General features: G+C 49.6%; 18 protein-coding genes. 14 read left to right on the top strand and 4 right to left on the bottom strand.

Annotated features, from left to right (window positions below):
- Window positions 1-14 precede the first annotated feature (14 nt).
- The 12 genes from KNQ09_RS06290 (at window position 15) to KNQ09_RS06235 (ending at window position 13,049) form a co-directional block, all read left to right on the top strand.
- Window positions 15-167: a hypothetical protein gene (locus KNQ09_RS06290; RefSeq protein ID WP_214857917.1), complete on the top strand. Its 153-nt coding sequence runs from the start codon at window positions 15-17 to the stop codon at window positions 165-167.
- A 12-nt stretch (window positions 168-179) separates the two neighbouring features.
- Entirely contained in the window at window positions 180-3,749 is a 3,570-nt protein-coding gene (locus KNQ09_RS06285; RefSeq protein ID WP_214857914.1) for a hypothetical protein, read from the top strand.
- Window positions 3,749-4,315, top strand: coding sequence for a LysM peptidoglycan-binding domain-containing protein (locus tag KNQ09_RS06280; protein WP_214857912.1), 567 nt, complete (start codon window positions 3,749-3,751; stop codon window positions 4,313-4,315). Before KNQ09_RS06285 ends, KNQ09_RS06280 begins: the two co-directional genes overlap by 1 nt.
- An 8-nt stretch (window positions 4,316-4,323) precedes the next feature.
- The gene (locus tag KNQ09_RS06275) at window positions 4,324-4,701 is read left to right on the top strand and encodes a phage baseplate plug family protein (RefSeq protein WP_214857910.1); all 378 of its coding nucleotides are present in this window, start codon (window positions 4,324-4,326) and stop codon (window positions 4,699-4,701) included.
- Window positions 4,688-5,575: a phage protein gene (locus KNQ09_RS06270; protein ID WP_214857908.1), complete on the top strand. Its 888-nt coding sequence runs from the start codon at window positions 4,688-4,690 to the stop codon at window positions 5,573-5,575. Before KNQ09_RS06275 ends, KNQ09_RS06270 begins: the two co-directional genes overlap by 14 nt.
- A complete protein-coding gene (locus tag KNQ09_RS06265) occupies window positions 5,575-5,919 on the top strand; it encodes a Gp138 family membrane-puncturing spike protein (RefSeq protein ID WP_214857907.1) in 345 nt (114 codons plus the stop codon). The genes KNQ09_RS06270 and KNQ09_RS06265 overlap by 1 nt, the downstream gene beginning before the upstream one ends.
- Entirely contained in the window at window positions 5,916-6,272 is a 357-nt protein-coding gene (locus tag KNQ09_RS06260; RefSeq protein WP_214857905.1) for a contractile injection system sheath initiator, read from the top strand. Before KNQ09_RS06265 ends, KNQ09_RS06260 begins: the two co-directional genes overlap by 4 nt.
- On the top strand, window positions 6,272-7,441 hold the full coding sequence (locus KNQ09_RS06255) for a baseplate J/gp47 family protein (protein ID WP_214857903.1): 1,170 nt from the start codon (window positions 6,272-6,274) through the stop codon (window positions 7,439-7,441). The genes KNQ09_RS06260 and KNQ09_RS06255 overlap by 1 nt, the downstream gene beginning before the upstream one ends.
- 17 nt (window positions 7,442-7,458) lie before the next feature.
- Window positions 7,459-8,085, top strand: coding sequence for a hypothetical protein (locus KNQ09_RS06250; RefSeq protein ID WP_251138103.1), 627 nt, complete (start codon window positions 7,459-7,461; stop codon window positions 8,083-8,085).
- A 17-nt stretch (window positions 8,086-8,102) separates the two neighbouring features.
- Complete coding sequence (locus KNQ09_RS17430; protein WP_251138102.1) at window positions 8,103-11,702, top strand: pyocin knob domain-containing protein; 3,600 nt, start codon at window positions 8,103-8,105, stop codon at window positions 11,700-11,702.
- 145 nt (window positions 11,703-11,847) lie between these two features.
- Complete coding sequence (locus tag KNQ09_RS06240; protein ID WP_214857901.1) at window positions 11,848-12,366, top strand: phage holin family protein; 519 nt, start codon at window positions 11,848-11,850, stop codon at window positions 12,364-12,366.
- The gene (locus tag KNQ09_RS06235) at window positions 12,366-13,049 is read left to right on the top strand and encodes a peptidoglycan-binding protein (RefSeq protein ID WP_214857899.1); all 684 of its coding nucleotides are present in this window, start codon (window positions 12,366-12,368) and stop codon (window positions 13,047-13,049) included. Before KNQ09_RS06240 ends, KNQ09_RS06235 begins: the two co-directional genes overlap by 1 nt.
- Window positions 13,050-13,067: 18 nt before the next feature.
- On the opposite strand, the gene KNQ09_RS06230 is transcribed toward KNQ09_RS06235, so the two are convergent.
- From KNQ09_RS06230 to KNQ09_RS06220, 4 genes are all read right to left on the bottom strand, one after another.
- Complete coding sequence (locus KNQ09_RS06230; RefSeq protein ID WP_214857897.1) at window positions 13,068-13,868, bottom strand: hypothetical protein; 801 nt, start codon at window positions 13,866-13,868, stop codon at window positions 13,068-13,070.
- A 205-nt stretch (window positions 13,869-14,073) separates the two neighbouring features.
- A complete protein-coding gene (locus tag KNQ09_RS06225; RefSeq protein WP_214857895.1) occupies window positions 14,074-14,274 on the bottom strand; it encodes a hypothetical protein in 201 nt (66 codons plus the stop codon).
- A 234-nt stretch (window positions 14,275-14,508) separates the two neighbouring features.
- On the bottom strand, window positions 14,509-14,640 hold the full coding sequence (locus KNQ09_RS17540) for a hypothetical protein (RefSeq protein WP_285801428.1): 132 nt from the start codon (window positions 14,638-14,640) through the stop codon (window positions 14,509-14,511).
- 175 nt (window positions 14,641-14,815) lie between these two features.
- Window positions 14,816-15,118, bottom strand: coding sequence for a DUF1798 family protein (locus tag KNQ09_RS06220; RefSeq protein ID WP_023468613.1), 303 nt, complete (start codon window positions 15,116-15,118; stop codon window positions 14,816-14,818).
- A gap of 74 nt (window positions 15,119-15,192) precedes the next feature.
- Here KNQ09_RS06220 and recU point away from each other — a divergent pair, with 74 nt between their 5' ends.
- Both recU and KNQ09_RS06210 read left to right on the top strand, forming a co-directional pair.
- Entirely contained in the window at window positions 15,193-15,819 is a 627-nt protein-coding gene (gene recU / locus KNQ09_RS06215) for a Holliday junction resolvase RecU (RefSeq protein WP_035396916.1), read from the top strand.
- 20 nt (window positions 15,820-15,839) lie between these two features.
- Complete coding sequence (locus KNQ09_RS06210; RefSeq protein WP_064299681.1) at window positions 15,840-18,506, top strand: PBP1A family penicillin-binding protein; 2,667 nt, start codon at window positions 15,840-15,842, stop codon at window positions 18,504-18,506.
- The last annotated feature ends 16 nt before the right edge of the window (window positions 18,507-18,522 follow it).

The following is an 18,522-nucleotide window of genomic DNA, read 5'->3' as shown; positions in this document are numbered from 1 at the left end:
ATGAGGAGTGGGCAATGTGGGCGCTTGTGTTCAGTGAGAAGTTCAGCTTCACCGAAGTGAATGAAATGGACCCTCACACGTTCCGGAAGGCTCACATCGCACTCCAGCGGCATAGCAAGGAAGAAGATCAACGCATGAAGCAGGCACAGAAGAAAAAACGACAGTAAGGAGGTGCAGACATGGCATTACGTGAGGATCAAATCATTGTCGACATTATGGCGAACGCTGACCCGCTTCGAGAGATCAACCGACGAATCAATGACGTCATCCGGCAAGTACGGGAGATGGAACACACGATCAACCGGACAGGCGGCAACTATGACCGAGCCTTTCGTAAGATGGGTGATTCGACGAACTGGATGATGATGCAGACACGAGGCATGTCTCAAGAAGCGCTACAAATGAAGGGGGAAATGATGGCTGCCTATCGTGCACAGCGCGACGCCATGATCCCATACCGTAACCAGCTCATGAAAGCGCAGTATGACATGTTCAAGCTGACGCAAGCCGCTGATACATATCGCGGATCCGCTAACCAATTCATAAGGGAAGTACAGAAGGCTGGACTGGCGCACAAGAAAGTCACTGACGCCATGATAGCCGCCGACAAGATGGCGAAGATGGGCTTCATTCAAGGTGTCAGTCAGATGCTTGCACGATCTACGCAAGCCAACAAGATCGCGGCTAACTTCGACCGGATGAGAAACCCGCTCTATCAGGTCAACAAGGGAGCACTCGCAGTCGCTGACGGAATGAACCGGATAGCGATGCAAGGTCAACCCGCCGCTCTCGCGCTTCAAATGCTTGGTCCGAATGCCAACATGAAGCAGTTGAACGAAATGACCATGATGATCTCACAAGGTCTCATGCGGATGCAGATGGTCGCGATGGCAGCCGCTATTACGTCAGCAGTCTTGTACTCTTCACTCCACAAAGCGGCTATGAAAAGTGTCGCTGGTTTCGAAAAAGCATTCAACCGCATGCAAAAAGCGGTACGGAGAGCCTTTGAGCCGATGGTTCAGGTCTTCGGGGCGGTCATGAAGAAAGTCTATGACTTCATTACGACGCTCGCCAATCTCGTGTCGGCATTCAACGACGCACATCCGGCAACCGCTCGACTCCTACAAGGATTCCTGATGTTGATTCCGGCGCTCACGTTGATCCTGTCACCGCTTGCCATTGGTATCGGATTACTGTTCGGATTGAAAGCCGCATTCGGTGCCGCATGGATGCTCATTGGTCCACTCATCGCGGGTCTTGCCGCGATGTCCGGTACCGTGTATCTCGTTGCCGCTGCCATTGTCGGAATGGTCGCCGGATTCCGGAAGGCATACCGTGAAAACGAAGCCTTTGCGAAGATGATCGATTCCCTCACCAGCAAGCTCGGGGGCGGATTCCTGAAAGCCATGTCCGCAGTCGGTCGCGCGATCGTCACGGTGTTCGGTGGTCTGACAGATGCCTTTGCCGCTCTGTTCGTGTTCCTGTTCAACGTTGTCACGAAAGTCCAAGCCTTTGCTTCGGCATTCCAGAAGGCGCATCCGGTCTTGTACCGAGTCGCTCAAGGATTGCTCGCACTTGGTATCGCCGCCAAGATCGTCATGGCAGCGCTCGCCTCTCCGGCAGTCATGGCATTCGCTACGGGGTTACTCGCTACACTTGGTCCAATACCGCTCATCCTGACAGCGCTGGGTCTTCTAGCCGTCGGATTGACGACTCTGTACCAAAACAACGAGAAGTTCCGGAACGTCGTGACGAAAGCATGGCAAAACATTTCAGACGTCGCACAGCAAGTGTTTGAATTCCTCGCGAAGTTCCTGACGCCAATCTTTAACGAGATCGTCCAGCAGGCTTCGACGTTCGCTTCTGCAATCTCTGCCGTATTCGAAGGAGATTTCAGCAAGATCGGTGACATCTTCGCACAAATCGTGCCATCCCTTATCGGGTTTCTGATGGGCGGGATTCCTGGCTTGCTTGTTGCCGGAGCACGATTCATCCCAGCGATTGCCGAAGGCATGCAATCGAACGCGACACAGTTGTCAGGCGTCATCGGTAAGGTCGTCCAAGCGATTACGACGTTCCTTGTCACACAGGTTCCACAATTTGTGAATCAAGGCGTCAAGATTATAACAAGTTTGATTCAGGGGATTGCTCAAGCACTTCCTCAAGTCGTCACAGCGCTCTCTCAAGTCCTACTGACGATCGTGAACAGTTTGAACACGTTACTGCCGGCACTCCTTCAAGCAGGAATGCAGATTCTACAAGCGCTCATTGCTGGAATCGTCATGCTCCTTCCGGTCTTATTGACGACGGGAATTGACATCATCATGACGCTGGTCAATGGAATCCTTGGCATGATCCCGACGCTGATTCCGATTGCGATTCAAATTATCATGACGTTGATCAACACGCTCGTCACGTTGATTCCCCAGCTCCTACAGTTGGGCGTCCAATTGATACAAGGATTGCTTGACGGAATCGTCCAAGCCTTGCCGTTGATCTTGAACGGAGCGCTCCAGCTCATCATGGCGCTGGTCAATGCTATCGTGCAAAACCTTCCGCTTCTTCTGACAGCGGGGATGCAGATTCTACAGGCATTGCTAGACGGTATCATGCTCTTGCTACCGATCATCATCACGACAGCGATGTCCATCATCAATCAGTTGGTGAATACGCTCGTCACGCTCTTGCCACAGCTCATCACGACGGGAATGCAACTCCTGACCTCTCTGATTCAGGGAATCACGCAGATGTTGCCACAGCTCGTCACGATGGCAATCAATTTGATCACTCAAGTCGTGAACACGTTGGTCGCAAATCTGCCGCAGATCATTCAGTCCGGTGTCCAAATCATCAACTCGTTGATTTCCGGACTCAATCAGATGTTGCCAGCACTTTCACAGGCTGCCATTCAGCTCATTCTTGCGATGATCCAAGCGATTCTCCAAAACCTACCGGAATTACTCTCGGCAGGGGTCAAGCTCATCACAGCGTTGCTTGACGGAATCAATCAGATGCAGAACGCCATCCTGCAAGCCATCATCGCACTCGGAAAAGGCATACTCGACAGCATCATGAGTGTCGACCTATCGGGCGCAGGGGCAGACATGATGCGCGGATTCCTCGACGGTATCATGTCGATGGGAGACAGCATCCTGAAAGCGGCAGGCGGTATCGCAGAGAAAGCCATGGGCATGGTCAAAGGTGTTCTCGGTATCGCGTCACCATCGAAAGAATTGTTCCAAATCGGTGCTTGGACGTCCGAAGGGTTCGCGATTGGTATCTCCGACAACCTACGGATGGTCAGCGACATGTCGCGTAACATAGCGAAAGCCGCTATCCCACAAGCTCCAGAGATGAAAGCTCAACAAATGGTTATAGCCGCACCAACCATGCCACAAATGAACGCTCCAGCTATCTCTCTGCCGGCTATGCCACAGATGAGCGCTTCAACGATTGCTATGCCGAAGGATCTAGCGTTACCAGCGATGACCATGCCGAAAATGCCCGCTCTCCCATCACAGATGGAACTCAAGAGCGCCATGGCTGTCTCGTCTGATTACAGCGGCGTACCACAAGGCGGTAGCACGACGAACAACAGCAGACACGTATCCATCGAATTCGCTCCGGTGTTCCACATCACGGTGAATGGCAACGCAGACGGTGAATCGGTACGTGATCAAGTCAAAGACGCATCAGACGACATGTTCGCTGACCTTCGCGATCTGTTCAACGAGGAGGTACTTTACTAATGGCGAAACTCGGAAGTGTAAAAATTCACGTGGATAATGAGAACGTCGGCGAGGAAGTCCGCGTCACCGAGTACCCAGTGGAGAAAGGAGAGCCGTTCTCGGACCATGTCGAACGTACGACACCGAAACTCCGGTTCTCCGCTCACCTGCTGGGGAATGACTACTCGACACGTCTCAACACTCTACGCAACTACATGAACAAAGGTACGGTCGTCAAGTATGTCGGACGTACCGCCGCTTCGTCGGTCGTCATCACCCGTGTTGATCGTGACTACAACGCACAGATCCGGAACGGGATTGCGCTAACGATAGATGTTCAGAAAATCAGAATCACAAAAAGTCCATGGGTCAAGAAGAAGGGGCAGAAGCCTGTCTCCCGTGGCGGGAAGAAGAAACCGACGTCCAAGAAACCGCGACCGAGTCCGAAGGTGTACCATCTCGTCAAGAAAGGCGACACGTACTGGGATCTCGCTCGGAAGTATGGCACGACGGTCTCGAAGCTCCGCGCCTTCAACAAATACCCTGACCGACGCATCCCGATCGGGGTCAAATTACGGATAAAGTAGGTGAAAACATGGTCATCGATGCTAATCAGGTATATGACTTCATTCCGGTCGACAAGACGGAACTCCCTGAACGGTTCGAAATCGATTTAGGGAACGAGACGTTCGTCATGCAGTTCAATTACAACGAGACGGGCGACTTTTTCACCGTTGATCTTTACACGACAGGCGAGACAGGGGAAGACGTCGAGTTCATCATGGGCGAGAAGCTCATCCTCGGTCGGGCATTGTGGGAGGAAGTACCGCGTGTCGATCTACCAGCTCCCACGTTGATCCCATTGGATATAGGCTTGAATGCGAAACGGATTTCCTTCGACAACTTCGGGGAGTCCGTTTTCTTATATATCGTGGATGGTGGCGGGGAGGATGAGGTAGATGGCGAGAACTAACCAGTTCGGACGGGTCAAGCGGGTCACGTTTGACAGTGGCAGCTATAAGGCGACCTATAAGAGCGACGGCGACGAAGGTCTTGAGATTCGCTTCGAGGTGCCGTTCGACGACGACCCTAAACCGAACATGACGGAAATCGAAATTTTCAACCTATCCCGTGACAGTACATCGAAAATCAAACGAGGCGTCCGCTGTACCCTTGAGGCGGGTTACGTCGGTGATGTAGGTGTATTATCCTCCGGCATCGTTTCACGCGTCCTAACGAGACGTGAAGGTGTCGATAAGATCACGCGGGTTTTCGTCATGGAAGGTGATGACTACTCTCGCATCAAGGTCACGGCTAAGACAGCGGATCCGGCGGAGAAATACACGTCCGGTAAGAAGAAGGGGCAGGACAAGAAACAAAAGATACAGATTGCCTTCAAGAAAGGCACGAAAGGCTCGACGATCATCAACAAGTTGGTGAAAATCCTCGGCATCAAATTGGCAGCCAAGCCGGAACTGGTCCGAGACAAAGTCTACAAGAAAGGGTATACGGTCACGGGTCTCATCCTGAACAACTTGGAAGAGGTCGTCCGTGATTGTGGCTCCATCATTCATTATCGTCGGGGTCGGCTGGTCATCCGTCCGCTCAAGCAAGGATTCGATGAACGGTTTACGCTTAGTAACGAGACCGGATTGATCGCGTCACCGGAACCCTATGACGATGACAAGGAACGAGGCTACAAGGCGAAGATGTTGCTCCAGCACCGGATAACGGTCGCCAGCATCATCCAAGTCAAGTCCTCGACCGCCAAAGGAAGGTTTCGAGCCGTACGCGGTAAGCATGTAGCGACTCGAGACGACTTTTTCACGGAAATGGAGATGGTCTGATGGCGAACAATACACGATTTTTCGATGAGTTCAGTCGTTCGATCCGCTTGGCCGTTCATACACTGGCTCCGGCTCGTGTCGTCAGCTATGACGCCGCCAATAAAGAAGCAGACATCGAGCTCTTGTTCATGACCGTCTACAAGGACGGCTCGACGGAACGGTACCCACTGATTGAGAGCGCGATCTGTCTCAAGCACGTCGGGGCATTATCGAAGGATGACATCGTGTTCGTCGGTTTTGCAGAACGAGCACTCGACAATCTGCAGAAAGAACCGTTCGATCCTGACGCCAGCCGATTGCATGACATTCGAGACGCGGTTGTATTGGGGGTTATCGAACTATGAGAACACTGAAAGTCACAGCAGGCGACCTCGTAATCAGTAACGGGGATTTTGCCATGATCTCGGACAATGAAGAACTGGCTCAATCGGTTCGGATGAACATCGAAGCCGCAAAGGGTGAATGGTTCCTCGATGAGGAGTACGGCATGGATCGTGAGCCGTTCGAAGAGAAACCGTTCAATGAAGAAGCGGCACGACTCGCACTCGTTGAAGCGGCTACGGCAGACGAACGCATCGAGGCAGTCGCTGAAATCGAGATGACACCAGATTTCAAGACCCGTCGCCTGAAGGTGAGGATGGAGCTGACCAAATTGAACACAGATGAAACCATCGTGCTGGAAGGAGTGGAGATTTGATGGGGCTCGATGCCAATGGATTCAAAAAGAAGAATTATAGTGACATATACGACGAAATGGAAGTCAAGGCAAGGGAGCTATTCGGGGATGACATCAACACCTCGGAGCGTTCCCCGCTCGGCATTCTGATTCGTCTTTTTGCATGGTTCCATTCGAAGGGATGGGAGCTGGCGGAGAAGGTCTATAACTCGGCATTCGTCAGCAAGGCGGAGGGCGTACAGCTCGACTATCTCACGCCACTGTACAACACCAAGCGGAATCCGGAACAGGCGGCAGTCGTCAACCTGGCTTTCACGGGCACACCGAACTTCACGATCTTGGAAGGTACGCAATTCACGACCGAGAACGACGTCTATTTCGTCCTGACGCAAGACGTCAAACTCAGTGTATCAGGAACGGGAACGGGAGCCGCCGTCGCTCTGTTTGCAGGTCCAGCAGGGAACGTACCCGCCAACACGATCACGATTCAGGCAGAACCGTCAGCAGACGTCCTGACCGTCACTAACCCGCTCGGGGCGACAGAAGGGCGAGACATCGAGACGGACTTGGAACTCGTCGGACGCTTGCTCGACTCGACGGCTGGTAATGGCTACGGTACGACGAACGCGATTCGTGCTGCCATTCTCGAAGTACCCAACGTTCGAGCGGTCTCCGTCATCGAAAACAATGAGAATACGGCAGTCGGGGGCAATGACCCGAAATCGATTCATGCATACGTGCTCGGTGGAGATGCGCAAGCCATCGCAGAAGCCATCTATGAGAAAAAGGCTGGCGGGATCAAGCCGATGGGTTCTCAAGTCCGGACTGTCATTGATGCATGCGGCAACCCACAGACCGTCCGCTTCGATTATGCGACACAAGTCAGCATTTACGTCGAGGTCGACATCACGACGAACGCCGGATTCCCTATCAACGGCATCACGCTGGTCAAGGACGAGATCGTCCGGCTCATCGGGGGTACGGCAAGCGACGGCACGATCTATGTCGGCTCTCAAATGGGAGAGGACGTCATCGTGTCTCAACTGACACGGGCGGTATTCAACATCACAGGGATTGACGACGCCAAGGTACGTGTCGGAACAGCGGCCGGCTCTCTCGGAACGGCAAACCTCGTCATCGTTGACAACCAAGTCGCACAGACGGACACGTCGAAAGTGACGGTGATCTAATGGGCATCTTTCAAAACATGATTCGGAGTTTGACAGAGTCCTACACGAAGAACCCGAACAGCAACATCGGGAAATTGATCCTGCTCGTGTCGGGTCAAATGGAAGACTTGGACGAGACGCTCCGGAAAATAGAGGACTGGCGAGACATCAACCAAGCCGAAGGGGAAACACTCGACCTGATCGCGGCAAACGTCGGGCAAATGAGGGGTCTTGCGACCGATGAGGTACTTCGCATCCTGATTCGTGCCCGTGTCGCTCGTAACCTATCAAACGGTACACTGGACGGCATCATTCAATCTCTCGCCGTCACCCTGAACACGACACCGGACAAGTTCGGCATCAAGGAACTGTACAACGATTCTCTGACACCCGAACCCGCTGCCATTGTCATCACTGATCTACCAATCGAAGTCATCAACCAATCAGGGATGAGTGCCGTCCAGTTCGGGAAAATCACCCAGCGCGTCGTCGCATCCGGTGTCCGTGTCGCCGCTATCGACTTGAACGGTACGTTTGACTTTTCGTCGCAATACGACGTCCTAGAAAACAACACAGCAACCGGATTCGCACCAACGACACAAGCAACAGGCGGAACCTTGTCCGGATCGTTCGATCCTGACGATGAAATCGTCCTACCAATCTAACAACAGGGGGTTAAACCATGCCATTTTCTAAACCACTTCCGGAATGGAAGAACGCCGGAACGAAACCACCACAGTCCAAGATCGATGCAGGATGGGCAATCGGTGATAAACCACCTGCCGCATGGTGGAACTGGTGGATGTACAACTCGTACTATGCCTTACAAGAATTACAGATTAGTGCCGTCCATACCGAGAAGCTCGGAGTCGCCAGCGGTGTCGCTACCCTCGGAGCAGATTCCAAACTGACTGCCGCACAGCTTCCCGCGATCGGTTCGGCTCAAATCACGGACGGCTCCATCCTGAACACGGATTTGTCGACAGACGTGAAGGTCGGTTCCTTGGCAACGCTCACGACAGCGACTAAGACATCCGTCACGGCTGCCATTAACGAGGTAAAAGCATCCGATGATCAAAAAGTACTGCTCTCTCAAAAAGGTGTAGCAAACGGAGTGGCGACGCTCGACAGCACGACGAAGATTCCGGTCGCACAATTGCCATTCATCCCGACCGCAAACCTCACGGACGGCTCGGTGACAGACGCCAAGCTCGCAACCGATGTAAAGGTCGGCTCACTCGCAACGCTCGTCACAAGCGCAAAGGGAAGCGTCGTCCTCGCGATCAATGAAGTCGACAGCGACCTGACGAACCACAACGCGGACAATGTCCGACATATCACCGGTCCGGAACGTGCGACATGGAACGCCGCACAGCTCAAGAAGTTGACAGAAGCAGGCGGGTATTCGCAAGACAAATCAACTGCCGACCTCAACACGGTAAAAGATACGGGATTCTATTACGGTTCGAGCATGACAAACGGACCAACTGGAACCGTCACAGGCTGGCTCTTGGTTCATGCGGTCAATGCGAACTACACGACACAGGAGTTTGTGATCAACACGAATACAGCGACAGGGAACCGGAAGTTTTGGCGCGTCAACTTCAATGGTGTTTGGAACGTTTGGAACGAGGTCGAGACGACGACGGGCGCACAGACGAAAGTCGATACGCATGCATCAGACGCAGTCAAACACATCACAGCTCCGGAACGTGCCGCATGGAACGCGAAAGCCAGTACAACCGTCGCCACGACATCGGCAAACGGTCTGATGAGTTCTACCGACAAGACAAAGCTAGACGGAGTGGCGTCCGGCGCACAAGTGAACCAAAACACCTTCTCGAACGTGAAGGTCGGTACTACGACGGTCGTCGCCGAGGCTCAAAGCGATACGCTTGAATTGATCGCTGGAAACAACATCACGATTACTCCGGATGCCGTGAATGATACGGTCACAATCATCAACTCGACACCGGATGCAACAACGGCCGTCTCCGGTCTCATGTCCGGCGCTGATAAGATGAAACTGAACGGTGTATCGAACGGGGCAACGAAGACTGTCAACAGCGCCACGAACGGGAACATCAACATCGACGGTACGGATCAAGTCGTCTATGCACACCCGTCGACGCATCCACCATCGATCATTGCTCAAGATGCCAGTAACCGATTCGTTAGCGATACGGAAAAAGCATCCTACGCATCCAAGGAAACGACAACAGGGGCACAGACGAAAGCGGACGCCGCTCTGAATGCCGCGAAAGCCTATGCGGTCAACATGGCGACGACAGGCACGACAGCCGATCCGAATGCGACGCTCGAAGGGTATATCCTCACGAACCACGTCAACAGTCCGGGTCTTGGATTGTACTGGCATATCGAAACGCGCTTCTATTCGTCCGTCAGTGCCACATCCAACCGGAGTCAGACGGCACAGGCGTACAACTCCAGCAATCCGCGGTTGTTCATCCGAAACTATTATTCTAGTTATGGATGGAGCGCATGGAACGAGCTGGCTCACACGGATCTCGCGACATCGGTTCTCGATGGCTTGATGAGAAAAGAGGATAAGTCAAAGCTCGACGGGGTCGCCTCCAATGCGAACAACTATGTTCATCCAGCAGGAGACGGAAACTTGCACGTACCTGCGACCGGAACGACGAATAACGGAAAATTCCTCGAAGCCGGAGCGACAGCAGGATCACTCGCATGGGCGAACATCGACTGGACAGACATCGTCAACAAGCCAGCTACCTATACGCCATCCTCACACGGTCACACGATTGCAGAGGTCACAGGCTTGCAAGCGGCACTCGACGGGAAATCCGCGACGTCTCACGTCCACGCAGATGCGACGACAACGGTCTCCGGCTTCTTGAGTGCAGCTGATAAAGCGAAATTGAACGGGATCTCGACAGGTGCGACGAAAGCGGCGAACAGTGCCACGAACGGGAACATCGCGATCGACGGGGCTCAAGTCACGGTCTATACCCATCCGTCAACCCATGCCGCAACCATGATCGTTGAAGATGCGACACACCGTTTCGCCACTGACGCAGAAAAAGCGGCATGGACGGCAAAAGCAAGCACAGCGGTAGCGACGACGACGGCGAACGGTCTCATGAGTGCCGCGGACAAGACGAAACTCGACGGAGTATCGACAGGAGCAAACAAGGTCTTGAACACCGCGAACAACGGTGAAATCTCAATCGACGGAACAGCGGCGCAAGTGTACACGCACCCGACAGGTGACGGGAACCTTCACGTTCCAGCAACAGGCACGACGAACAACGGGAAATTCCTTAAATCAGGTGCGACAGCCGCCTCGCCATCATGGCAAGCACTCACGACAGCCGACATTTCCGGACTGCAAGCACAGCTCGACGCTCCGCAAAAGGTCAAGTTCACGCAAGACAGCGGATCCGCGAAAGTCGTGTCCGGTACCGATCTCAACTCTGTCCTGTCTCCGGGGATTTATAACATCCCGATCAATAGTACATTGCTCAACCGTCCGTTCAACTCGAACGACTTGGCGATCCTCGAAGTATGGGGATCAGATACGACAGGGAACTGTGTCCAGCGTTTCACGAATCTTTCGAACGACTGGGCTGCAAAAATTTATACCCGTGTTTGCCGTGGTGGCGTGTGGACAGCTTGGAAACAGACGCTCTACACAGAGGATGCGCAACTCTTCAAGCTCACGCAGGATGACGGGTACACTGCCGGAATCAGCGGGTATGACCTGAACGGTCTCACATGGTCCGGTTTCTTCTACGGAAACAACCTAACCAACAGTCCTTCCGGAAACAGCAACTATCATCGGATTTGGGTCTTGATGAGTACGTCGACATCAGGCATCCAAGTTGGTTTTGATAACACGGGTCGGATGTGGAACAGATCCATGACAGGCGGAACGTGGAGCTCTTGGGTCGAGACCATGACCACGTCTCCATCTTGGTCGAACCTCACCCTTTCAAACGGCGTGGTCGAGTACGGAACCGCTTGGACACCTCAAATCGTCAAGGTGGGGAACATGGTCCACATGCGAGGGGCGGTAAAAAACGTAACTGCAGCGGATACGATCATCGCCACATTGCCAGCAGACTACAGACCAATTGGTCAAGCGCATATCTTCTCACAGGCAACCACGACAAGCGGTGGCGCTCGTTTCGCTCGCTGGCAAATCAACAACAGTGGACAAATTTCGATGCAACGGACGAGCGACAACGCTCAAACTGCGAGCGATTTCTTTCCAATCAGTACATCGTGGATGGTCCTATAAATTGAAGAGATAAGACAACTCAAAAGCAACTCTAGTGTTGCTTTTTTGACATATAGCGGGATTGTTCTAATGAATAAGATACGAAAATGGTCTTAAGTAACTTTATTTATCTGAGTTAGTATTTATAAAGAAAGTGAGTGGACATATGAAGACACATTATCTATTTGAAGGAGCTACTGCCGTATTAGGGACAGTTATTACAGCGTTAATGGGAGGATGGGATACTGCACTGAAAATTTTAGTGGTGTTAATGGTGGTCGACTACTTAAGCGGTTTTTTAGCTGCTTACAAGTTGAAAAAAGTCAATTCTGATGTAATGTTTTGGGGCGGCGTCCGAAAGGGCGTCGTTTTTATTGTGGTCATCATCGCAGTGTTGGTAGACGAACTGGTCAATAACGGCTTGCCTATCATGCGAACGCTTGTGCTCTATTACTACATTGCACGAGAAGCATTATCTGTCACTGAAAATTTCGCATTGCTCGGAGTCCCGTTGCCGCAACAACTAGTAGATGTATTGACGCAACTTCAAGAAGAGAAACAACCGCGTGCAATCGATTCGATCATCGAGAATGCTGCAGCAGAAGAAGAACAGGTTACACCTATCTCAAGCGAAGTAAGTATTGCAGAAGTGAAATCGGATGAAAAACAAAAGGAGGCAAAATAATGTATTACGATAAACGAAATCGAGCAACTTTGAACGAACTGGCTCCAAATACAAAACGACTTGCACTCAAATGGTACGAGTATCTCGTTAAAAATGGTATTGAAGTATTAGTATACGATGCTCGTCGCACAGTAGCAGAACAACGCGATAACGTTAATTCTGGAGCGTCGCAGACGATGTACTCGTATCATATCGTTGGCCAAGCACTCGATTTTGTACCAATCAAAGATGGTAAAGCAGTGTGGGGTGGATACAACACGGCAGTTATTCAAAAGGCAATCAAAGAAGCACAACGTCTCGGTTTCACATGGGGCGGAGATTGGGACTCGGACGGTAATCAACGTGATGAAACATTCATCGATTCACCGCACCTGCAGTATGAGTACAAAGGATACGGCACGGACAAGGTACTTGGATCTATACCAGCTTCAAAACCTGCAGTTAAACCGAAGTCATCACAAGGTGACGGGAAAGCTATCGTTCCGTATCCTGGTAAGCCGCTCTACAAAGGAGCGAAAGGCATGGTCAAAAAGGATGTAGAACGCATCCAACGAGCTGTCGGAGCTTCAGTCACTGGCAAGTATGACATGGCTACTGAGAAAGCCGTCGAAGCGTACCAGAAGCGGAAGAAGCTTAATTCAGATGGTGTCGTCGGACTAGCTACTTGGAATATGTTGTTTTAAATACCCAAAAAAGTCTCCTCAGAAATAACGAGGAGACTTCTTTTTAGGTGCTTCACTATGCAATAGGTGAAAATCAATCCAACCTTCGTATCGCTGATCATTCGTCTGTATCTGCTTGGTACTTGCAATCATTTCATAAATATCAACGTACTCATTTTGAAGTTGATCATTATACTTTATCCTCAGTGATAATCTAGGTAACTTTATTCCGTCCTCGTTTAACCTTGAGTGTTGAAATATGTAATGGTTTGTAAGTACAACGAAATAGTTTGGCACTAAAAGAAAAGCAGATTCTTCACTTTTAAGAAGAGGATGGTATCTTAAATAAGGTAGTACATTCATATCTCTTCTAACATTAGTATTTTTAAATACATCATTTCCATCAGTTCTGTAATAGATATTTTCAAATTCGCTTTTAGCGCTTATCGTCAAAATACCATCATGTGATTTTATGAATTTTATTGAGTATTCGTCATCAAAATCTTTAAATTCACTACTGTTATCAAGTAAACGATAGCTATATTCGATATTGACAGCGAATGACTTGCCTGTATTAATCATCTCGATAGGTGCTTTTACGAATTTATCTTTAATGGGAGTTAGATTGATTTTGTTCAAATCCCAATCAGTAAAAATAGAAGCAACTTCAACTGAAATATTTTTATTTACAGGTAACAATCGAGGTCTTTCTGATTCTTCTTTTTCTTTCTTTTGTGCTTCAAACTGTTTATTACTTACTGTAGCAGACCAACCTGCAAAACCGGCAGCAACTGCCGCAGCAATTGCAGCTGCTGAATCAATCCAAACGCTGAACGCCATGCTTTTCCTCCTCTTCATCATAAATATCACAATAATAAAACAGGAGGAAAAATACAATGATTTAAAAATGGGTAAATATGGATAATTAATGATATGATTAAGACTCCCCATAAGGGAACCAGGGAGAGGTCGGGCGAAATCGGGCGAAGTCGAAAGGGTATGACGACTGGAATTCGCGAAAGGGGACCTCCCCTTTCCCGTTTTATTATTCAAAGACGAAGGCAACTTGCTCATTCGTGACGATATCTCGATTATTTGGAAGGATGACATTGATTTTTTTCATGCAAGAAGTTTTGAGCAGTAGATCAACTTGACTACCCGTCGTGAGTGTATCGACGACACGTTTAATTTCAGTAACGTCCCCAGTGATTGCTAGCTGATTTTCTCCAAGTAGTAGAATCTTCATCTTCTTTTTGCCTCCCGTTCCCACGACGAGCAGCTGCACAATTACATAAATTTATGAGTATTTACCACCTAAAGAATACTTAGAAACACAATGAGGTGTGCAATTTTTAATTGCACACCTCATTGCACACTTATAGTAAAAACGTGCGATTGCACACCTGATTTCACACAAGCAATACATCTAAAAGTGACGGGGAATCAATCATGTTTGAGAACAGTTTCGCGTAACTTCCTATTATATAGTGGGCAATTGGAGTTTCCCCGTCTCGTCGACAAACATGATGTATTTCTTCGGGGCAGGGGTCGAATTCTTAGGAAATCCTTTGACGTCAACGCCTTTGACGTTCGATTGTACCCGTTTGTTCAAATGAATCTCCTCCAATTGCACAATAATTACACAGTCTTTTCGAAAGAAATGCTCTTGATGCCACTTTACACGCTAGGCGGCTGAAAAGCTATAGCCTGATAAGTGAAACCGTAGAAACATTCCTTCGTATGATTAGGTGTTCGACTTAAGGAAGATAATTCCTGTTTTTTAATCGTTATTCTTCACCATTCATCAAGCGATCGATATAACGAACGGATTTAATCGTTTCATTGAAGCGCTTCAGACTCGTTTTCGGCTGAAATGCTTGGACGGAAATTTGCTTCAATTGATCAACGGCGCTTTCGACCATGCTAGGTCGTAAGTAAGGACTATCTTGGGCATTCGTTTGCCACTGTGCAATCAGTTGATCCGCTCGTTCAACGAACGGTACGACGTCTCGATTGAAGTCATATTCGGTTCCGGCACGTCCTTCTTGATAAATACGTTCAATCTCTTGTAATAACGGTTCAATTGTCATTGGTTTTTAACTACTCCTCTCGGCCGATACGGTACAATCACATATCATGGTACAATAAACGCGATAGGAGGGGAATCGTTTTGAATTACCCGAACGGTAAAAAATTTCAAAAGCCACTCGAGTCGCATGGAACCCGAATCAAGAAGGCGCGATCAACCGATTCCACCTTTTCGAATCGAGGGATGACGCTCGAAAAATTATTGAATGAAAGTAATACGTTTTACCTGACCCATAATCGGGCAATCATTCACAAGAAACCCACTCCGTTACAAATCGTCCAAGTTGATTATCCGAAACGGTCGGCAGCGGTCGTCAAGGAAGCCTATTTCAAGCAACCGTCGACGACGGACTATAACGGTGTTTATCGCGGAAAATATATTGATTTCGAAGCGAAGGAGACGACGAATAAAACGTCCTTCCCGATAAAAAATTTTCACCCCCATCAAATCGCACACATGCGTCAATGTGTCGAACATGGAGGAATTTGTTTTGTCATCATTCGTTTCAGTCTGTATAATGTGCAATATGTGCTTTCAGTCGAGCACGTGTTCCCCTGGTGGGATCAGCTAGAAAGCGGACGAAAATCAATTCCGCTGACGGTCATTGAACGAGACGGTATCAAAGTCGAGACTGGCGCGTACCCTGCCATCGATTATTTAAAGGCAGTGGACGAACTATATTTCAATTCAGACACTTTTTGATTGAAGGAGAAGGATAGCATATGGAAAGAAGTCGTGTCGCACGTCGTGAAGAGACGAAGTCATCTGAGAAAAAGATGAAACGGACGAAACGTCCCCAAAAGAAAAAGTCAGGTGGAGGTTCCGGTGGGAAAGGTCCACTTTGGAAAAAGTTATTGCTGATCGCTACCGGATTATTCATCGTCATGATGTTAGTCGGAGGCGGATTTGCCGCTTACGCGATTGCTACGGCACCTGAGCTCGATGAGACAGAACTTCGAGATGCTCTGCCATTGAAAATCTATGCGAGCAATAAGGAAGAGATTACGAAAGGCGGAACGAGTCGAGAATACGTGTCAATCGATGAAGTACCGGAAGTCGTTAAAGACGCATTCATCTCGATTGAGGACCGTCGTTTCTATCAGCACAACGGAATTGATTTCCGTCGTCTGGGCGGAGCCATCATCGCGAACGTGACGGATGGTTTCGGATCGGAAGGTGCGTCGACGATCACACAACAGGTCGTCAAACAATCATTCCTTAGCTTCGATAAAACGGTCACGCGGAAAGTCCAAGAACAATGGCTCGCAATTCGTTTAGAGCAGGACTATACAAAAGATCAAATTTTAGAGATGTACTTGAACAAAAACTACTACGGTCAAAACTCGTTTGGGATTCAGACGGCTTCAAAAGCTTACTTCAACAAATCAGTTGATAAGTTGAATTACGCGGAAGCTGCGATGCTCGCAGGACTGCCACAACGTCCGACCGCATACGATCCAATTAAAGGAGATCCAAAACTGACGAAATGGCGCCAGACACAAGTTCTTGATGCGATGTTGACGACAGGCGTCATCTCACAAGCGCAACGAGACAAGGCAGTCAAACAACCGATCTCAAAATTAATCAATCCGGCGCCAAAGTCGACGAAGGATGAATCGTACGACAGCGTCATCTTCGATATGGTATCAAAAGAGTTAGAAGATGATTTTGGTTTAGAAGGAAAAGACATCTACGGTCAAGGGTTGAAGATCTATACTTCGATCGATAAACCGATGCACGACTATATGAATGAAGCGATCAAGAAAGACCAAATCGTTCAGTTACCGGAATATGCGGAAACAGCTGCGACAGCGGTCAACACGCAAACTGGAGAAATCCTTGCGGTCGTTGATGGTAAAAATCCAGGTAAAGGCACAGCGCGACGAAACTTTGCGAATGAACCGCATCAACCGGGATCGTCCGCAAAACCATTCTTCGCTTACGGACCAGCGATCGAAAATGATAAGTGGTCGACTGCGAAACAATTGACGGATAAACCGACAGAAGTCAACGGAAAAGAGATTGGTAACTATTACGATGGATACCGTGGCACGAATACGATCCGCCACTGGTTAAAAATCTCGGCAAACACACCGGCCATCCAAACGTATCAAGAAATCGGCGGTGATTCAGTCGAGGCGTTCGCTGAAAAATCTGGCTTAAAGATGAAAGACGATGAGTCGATTTCGCCTGCGTATGCGATTGGTGGGATGAAACACGGTTTCAATACGACACAGATGGCAGGAGCGTATGCCACACTTGGTAATGGTGGCGATTATATCAAGCCACACGTCATCAAATCGATTGAGTATAGTGATGGATCGAAAATCAAATCACCAATCAAATCGAAAAAGGCAATGGAAGACTATACAGCGTATATGTTGACGGATATGCTGCGTGACGTCTTAAAACCAGGTGGTACGTTCCCGAGTGCTGGATTGTCATTTGATGCAGCCGGTAAGACAGGAACGACGAATGCCTATAAAGATGTCTGGTTCGCAGGATATACATCGGATGTCTCAATCAGTGTCTGGACTGGGACGACGAAATCCGGAAACAACAATGGAGCCGGACTTAGCGGTCCGTACAACAGTACGATGGCACAGCAAATCTGGAAAGATTTCATCACGAAGACACGTGATCGTACGCCAGCACCATTTGAACAACCTAGTTCTGTCCTCAGTATCGGAAACGAATTGTACGTGAAAGGGACGAAGGAACCTGTCGTTGAAAAAAAGACGGTACCCGCTCCGACTGGATTACAAGCATCTTACGATGAAGACACAAAGAGCGGTGAACTGACTTGGAACTATAATGATGCTGCGCTTCGTGCCAATGGGTATGACGATGTATCGTTTGAAGTGACGATGACAGATGCTGACGGTGAAACATCAACGATTGGTACGAGCACGACGAATCGAATTGCCATCAATGGTTTGAAACCAGGACGGTCAACGTTCCAAGTCGTAGCGAAAGCGTCTGGAGAGGAATCTGGTCCGGTCTCGACGACGGTAACGGTTACCGATCCTGAAGCAGAAGAACCGACGACGGATGAACCATCGACGGATGAACCTGCAACGGACGAACCATCGACAGATGAACCGACGACGGATGAACCTGCAACGGACGAACCATCGACAGATGAACCGACGACGGACGAGCCGACGACGGATGAACCTGCAACGGACGAACCGACAACGGACGAACCGACGACGGACGAGCCGACGACGGATGAACCGGCAACGGATGAACCGACGACGGACGAACCAGCAACAGATGCACCGAATTCGAATGATGGAGCAAACGCGCAAAACAATTCGAATGGTTCGACGGAACGAAACAACAATACCAACAATCCGAATAACAATGGAGATGACTCTGAAGATTAATAAAGGAGCGTCACTT

This window comes from Exiguobacterium sp. s191, from assembly GCF_018618955.1.
GTDB classification, from domain to species: domain Bacteria; phylum Bacillota; class Bacilli; order Exiguobacteriales; family Exiguobacteriaceae; genus Exiguobacterium_A; species Exiguobacterium_A abrahamii.
This window is presented reverse-complemented; position numbering and strand designations above follow the sequence as displayed.

What these genes read in the sequence shown, in the direction of transcription:
- KNQ09_RS06290 (WP_214857917.1), top strand. Translation starts at nt 15, where the DNA reads ATGTGGGCGCTTGTGTTCAGTGAGAAGTTCAGCTTCACCGAAGTGAAT.
- KNQ09_RS06285 (WP_214857914.1), top strand. Translation starts at nt 180, where the DNA reads ATGGCATTACGTGAGGATCAAATCATTGTCGACATTATGGCGAACGCT.
- KNQ09_RS06280 (WP_214857912.1), top strand. Translation starts at nt 3,749, where the DNA reads ATGGCGAAACTCGGAAGTGTAAAAATTCACGTGGATAATGAGAACGTC.
- KNQ09_RS06275 (WP_214857910.1), top strand. Translation starts at nt 4,324, where the DNA reads ATGGTCATCGATGCTAATCAGGTATATGACTTCATTCCGGTCGACAAG.
- KNQ09_RS06270 (WP_214857908.1), top strand. Translation starts at nt 4,688, where the DNA reads ATGGCGAGAACTAACCAGTTCGGACGGGTCAAGCGGGTCACGTTTGAC.
- KNQ09_RS06265 (WP_214857907.1), top strand. Translation starts at nt 5,575, where the DNA reads ATGGCGAACAATACACGATTTTTCGATGAGTTCAGTCGTTCGATCCGC.
- KNQ09_RS06260 (WP_214857905.1), top strand. Translation starts at nt 5,916, where the DNA reads ATGAGAACACTGAAAGTCACAGCAGGCGACCTCGTAATCAGTAACGGG.
- KNQ09_RS06255 (WP_214857903.1), top strand. Translation starts at nt 6,272, where the DNA reads ATGGGGCTCGATGCCAATGGATTCAAAAAGAAGAATTATAGTGACATA.
- KNQ09_RS06250 (WP_251138103.1), top strand. Translation starts at nt 7,459, where the DNA reads ATGATTCGGAGTTTGACAGAGTCCTACACGAAGAACCCGAACAGCAAC.
- KNQ09_RS17430 (WP_251138102.1), top strand. Translation starts at nt 8,103, where the DNA reads ATGCCATTTTCTAAACCACTTCCGGAATGGAAGAACGCCGGAACGAAA.
- KNQ09_RS06240 (WP_214857901.1), top strand. Translation starts at nt 11,848, where the DNA reads ATGAAGACACATTATCTATTTGAAGGAGCTACTGCCGTATTAGGGACA.
- KNQ09_RS06235 (WP_214857899.1), top strand. Translation starts at nt 12,366, where the DNA reads ATGTATTACGATAAACGAAATCGAGCAACTTTGAACGAACTGGCTCCA.
- KNQ09_RS06230 (WP_214857897.1), bottom strand. Translation starts at nt 13,868, where the DNA reads ATGGCGTTCAGCGTTTGGATTGATTCAGCAGCTGCAATTGCTGCGGCA.
- KNQ09_RS06225 (WP_214857895.1), bottom strand. Translation starts at nt 14,274, where the DNA reads ATGAAGATTCTACTACTTGGAGAAAATCAGCTAGCAATCACTGGGGAC.
- KNQ09_RS06220 (WP_023468613.1), bottom strand. Translation starts at nt 15,118, where the DNA reads ATGACAATTGAACCGTTATTACAAGAGATTGAACGTATTTATCAAGAA.
- KNQ09_RS06210 (WP_064299681.1), top strand. Translation starts at nt 15,840, where the DNA reads ATGGAAAGAAGTCGTGTCGCACGTCGTGAAGAGACGAAGTCATCTGAG.